This is a genomic window from Streptosporangium nanhuense (assembly GCF_059358815.1).
Map to the genome: position 1 here is coordinate 1 of NZ_JCADBG010000067.1, position 4983 is coordinate 4983.

Genomic DNA, 4983 nt, shown 5'->3' on the forward strand with positions numbered 1-4983 from the left:
ACCGCCGAGGCGAACCCGACCGTGCGCCGCAGGTTCTCACACCAATACCCTGCTTCGAGTTCTGGTCCTTCCAGCCATTGGCCGGTCACCGTCGACAGCATCGGCACCCGCACCGGTCGTGGGTCCACCTCCGCGAGGATGTGGGCCAGTTCCTCGCCGATCAGGTCGACCTGCGCCGAATGTGAGGCGTAATCCACCGCGATCCGCCGGACCCGCACCCCCTCCCCGGTTAGCCGCTCAAGCAGTTCTTCCACGGCGTGGACCTCACCGGCGACCACCACCGAATTCGGGCCGTTGACCGCCGCGACCGACACCCGCCCATCCCAGGCCGCCACCTGCTCACGCACCCGCTCCACCGGCAACGCCACCGACGCCATCGCCCCCAGCCCGGCCAGCTTCTCGCCGATCAGACGACTGCGCAGCGCCACCACCCGGGCGCCGTCCTGCAGCAACAGGCCGCCCGCGACCACCGCCGCCGCGATCTCCCCCTGCGAATGACCCACCACCGCATCCGGGCGGACCCCGAGCGACTCCCACACCGCCGCCAACGACACCATCACCGCGAACGACACCGGCTGCACCACATCCACCCGATCCAGCGACGGGGCACCCTCGGCCTGCCGGACCACCTCCAGCAACGACCACTCCACGAACGGCTCCAACGCCGCGGCGCACTCGGCCATCCGGCCCGCGAACACCGCCGACTCCTCCAGGAGGGCGGCCCCCATCCCCACCCACTGCGCCCCCTGACCCGGGAACACCCACACCGACCTACCCTCGACATCCGCCACACCGGTGACCACGCCGACCGCAGGCTCACCCGCGCGCAGCGCACCCACACCCGCTAGCAGACCCTCACGGTCGCTCCCGACCACCACCGCACGATGCTCGAACACCGACCGCGACACCACCAGCGACGACCCCACACCCACCGGGCCAAGATCGTCATGCGTCTCCACATGCGCCAGCAGCCGCCCGGCCTGCGCCCGTACCGCCTCCTCGGTCTTGCCCGACACCACCCACGGCACCACACCCACCGGCTCGTCCGCCGCCGGGCCCGCGACCTCCACCGGCCCCTGCTCCAAGATCACATGCGCGTTCGTGCCGCTGATGCCGAAGGAGGAGACACCAGCCCTGCGCGGGCGACCGGTCTCCGGCCACTCGGTCGGCTCGGTCAGCAGTTCCACCGCGCCCGAGGTCCAGTCCACGTGGGACGACGGGGTGTCCACGTGCAGCGTCCGGGGCAGCACCCCGTGCCGGAGAGCCATCACCATCTTGATCACGCCCGCCACACCCGCAGCCGCCTGCGTGTGGCCGAGGTTCGACTTGATCGAGCCCAGCAGCAGCGGGCGGTCCTCGTCCCGGTCCTGGCCGTAGGTGGCCAGCAGCGCCTGCGCTTCGATCGGGTCACCCAGCGTCGTACCGGTGCCGTGTGCCTCGACCGCGTCCACCTCGGCCGGCGACAGGCGCGCTCCGGCCAGGGCCTGGCGGATCACCCGCTGCTGCGACGGCCCGTTCGGCGCGGTCAGGCCGTTGGACGCGCCGTCCTGGTTCACCGCCGACCCACGGACGACCGCGAGCACCCGGTGACCGTTGCGCCGGGCGTCCGACAGGCGCTCCAGCACCAGCATGCCCACGCCCTCGGAATAGCTGGTGCCGTCCGCGGTGTCGGAGAACGTCTTGCACCGGCCGTCGGGGGCCAGCCCGCCCTGTGCGCTGAAGTCGATGAACGCCACCGGGGTGGCCATCACGGTCGCGCCGCCGGCCAGTGCCAGACTGCAGTCACCCGAACGCAGGGCCTGCGCCGCCATGTGCAGCGCGACCAGGGAGGACGAGCAGGCGGTGTCCACCGTCACCGCCGGGCCCTCCAGGCCCAGCGTGTAGGAGATGCGGCCGGTCGCGACGCTTCCGGCGGTGCCGGTGCCGACGAAGCCCATCGCCTCCGGCGGGAACTGGGCTCCCATCCCGTAGTCGTGGTAGAAGATGCCGGCGAACACGCCTGTCTGGCTGCCGCGCAGGGAGGTCGGGTCCACGCCCGCCCGCTCGATCGCCTCCCACGACGTCTCCAGCAGCAGCCGCTGCTGCGGGTCCATCGCCAGCGCCTCACGCGGAGAGATCCCGAAGAACCCCGGGTCGAACTGCGTGGCGCTCTCCAGGAAACCGCCCTCGCGCACGTAGCTGGTGCCCCGCTTCTCCGGATCCGGGTCGTACAGCGCCCCCAGATCCCAGCCGCGCGTGGTCGGGAACTCGGAGATCGCGTCCCCGTCCTCGGAGACCAGCCGCCACAGGTCCTCCGGGGAGTCGACCTCACCCGGGAAGTGGCAGGCCATGCCCACGATCACGATCGGATCGTCGCTCAGGGGCGTGACGGGCGCGGGGATGATCGCGCCGGCGTCCTCACCCAGCAGCTCGGCCAGCAGGAACTCCGCCAGCACGGTCGGTGTCGGGTAGTCGAAGACCAGCGTGGACGGCAGCCGCAGCCCGGTCACCGTGTTCAGCCGGTTGCGCAGCTCGACGGCGGTGAGGGAGTCGAAGCCCAGCTCGCGGAACTCCCGCCGCACCTCGACCGTGTCGGGTGAGACGTGGCCCAGCACCATCGCCACCTCAACGCGCACCAGGTCCACCAGGACCTCGGCACGCTCGGCCGCCCCCAGCGGGGCCAGCCGCTGCAGCAACGTCGCGGCCACCACCGAGCCGGACGCCGCCGACCGGCGCCCACCTCGTACCAGGCCCCGCAACATCGCCGGCACCTCGCCGTGGGCACGCAGCACCGCCGGTTCCAGCCGGAGCGGGATCACCACCGGCCGGGCCACCCGCCCGGCGGCGTCGAACAGCGCCAGGCCCTGCTCCACCGACAGCGGCGGCATGCCCGTCCGGGTGATCCGCCGCATGTCGGCGTCGCTCAGCGTGCCGGTCATCCCGGTCTCCTGGGTCCAGGCGCCCCAGGCCAGCGACTGCGCGGGCAGCCCCTCGGCCCGGCGTGCCTGCGCCAGGGCGTTGAGGAACGTGTTCGCGGCTGAGTAGTTGCCCTGCCCGGGTGCCCCCATGACGCCCGACAGTGACGAGTACGTGATGAACGCCGCGAGGTCCAGATCACGGGTGAGCTCGTGCAGGTGCCAGGCGGCGTCGACCTTGGGCCGCAAAACCCTGCCCAGCCGCTCCGGGGTCAGGGACGGGATCGTCGCGTCCTCCAGCACACCGGCGGTGTGGACGACCGCCGTCAGCGGGTGATCGTCGTCCACCCGCGCCAGCAGGGCCGCCACCTGCTCCCGGTCGGCCATGTCGCAGGCGGCGATCTCCACCTCGGCGCCGTGCGCGACCAGCTCGGCCCGCAGCTCCACCGCACCGGGAGCGTCCAGGCCCCGGCGGCTGGTCAGCAGCAGATGTCGTACGCCCCGCTCGGCCACCAGGTGCCGGGCGAGACTGCCCCCAAGACCACCGGTTCCACCGGTGATCAGCACCGTGCCCTCGGGATCCCACGACCGTCCGGTCTCCTCCGCGGGTGCCACCCGCGCGAGGCGCGGGACCCGCGCCTCACCCTCGCGGACCGCCAGCTGCGGTTCGCCCAGGGCGAGTACCGACGGGGGGAACTCATCGTCGGCGTCGACCAGCACGAAGCGGCCCGGGTTCTCCCACTGCGCCGAGCGGACCAGACCCCACACCGCCGCGGCCGCCAGGTCGGCGACCACGTCGCCCTCCCGTGCCTCGACCGCGCCCCGGGTGACGAACACCAGGCGCGAAGCCGCGAACCGCTCGTCGGCCAGCCACTCCTGCAACAGGCCCAGGACGTGGGCGACCAGCTCGTGCGTCGACCCCACCAGGCTCTCGGCGTCGGCCGATCCCACGGCGACCATGACCACGTCCGGCACCGGATCGAGTGAGGCGAGATCCCCGCTCAGCTCGACCACGCTCGCGTCGGTCGCCGCGCCCGCCACCTGCGGCAGCGCGACCCAGTCCAGCCCGAACAGCGAGTCCCGCTCCACCCCGCGACCACCACCGGCGCCGACGAGCTGGTCGGGGGTGAAGGGCCGCACGATCAGCGACCGCGCCGACAACACCGGCTCCCCGGCCAGGTCCACCGCCGTCAGGGAGACCGAGTCGGTTCCCGTCCTGGTCAGCCGGACCCGCAGGAGCGCCGCGCCACCGGCGTGCAGGCACACCTCTCCCCACGAGAACGGCAGCCGGCCGCCCTCGGCCACGTCCAGCCCGGCGAAGCTCACCGCGTGCAGCGCCGCGTCCAGCAGCGCCGGGTGCACCCCGAACGCACCCGCGTTCGAGGCCGCCTCCTCGGGCAGCGCGACCTCGGCGAAGATCTCCCCGTCGTGCTGCCACGCGGCCCGCAGCCCCTGGAACACCGGGCCGTACCCCAGCCCTCGGGTGGCCAGCTCGTCGTAGAGCCCGTCCAGCTCGATCGCGGTCGCGCCGGCCGGGGGCCACACCTCCGCGTCGAACGGCGCGGCGGCCCCGGTGCCCGTGGCCAGGGTGCCGGTGGCGTGCCGCACCCACGGCGTCTCCTCCCCGGCCTGCGCCGACCGGGAGTAGACACTCACGGCGCGTCGGCCGGTCTCCTCCGGCGCACCGACCGCGATCTGGACCACGACCGCGTCGTCCTCACCCAGCACCAGCGGGGCGGCCAGTGTCAGCTCCTCCACCACCTCACAGCCGACCTGGTCCCCGGCCCGGATCGCCAGCTCCAGGAAACCGGTCCCCGGGAAGATCACCATTCCGGCCACCGCGTGATCGGCCAGCCAGGGGTGCGACGAGAGCGACAGGCGGCCGGTCAGCACCACCCCGTCCGAGTCGGCCAGGCCCACGGCGGCACCCAGCAGCGGGTGATCCGTCGCGGCCAGACCCGCCGCGGTCACGTTCCCCGCACCACTCGCGGTCCCATCGGGCCAGAACCACCGGTGCTGGAAGGCGTAGGTGGGCAGATCGACCCGGCGACCGCCCGGCAGCAGCTGCCGCCAGTCCACCGCCACACCA

1 protein-coding gene is annotated in these 4983 nt (G+C 73.2%); it reads right to left on the minus strand.

The window, feature by feature from the left end:
* Positions 1-4983, minus strand: a 4983-nt coding sequence (locus AC5L38_RS43875) for a type I polyketide synthase (protein ID WP_495248757.1), incomplete at both ends; no start/stop codon positions are given.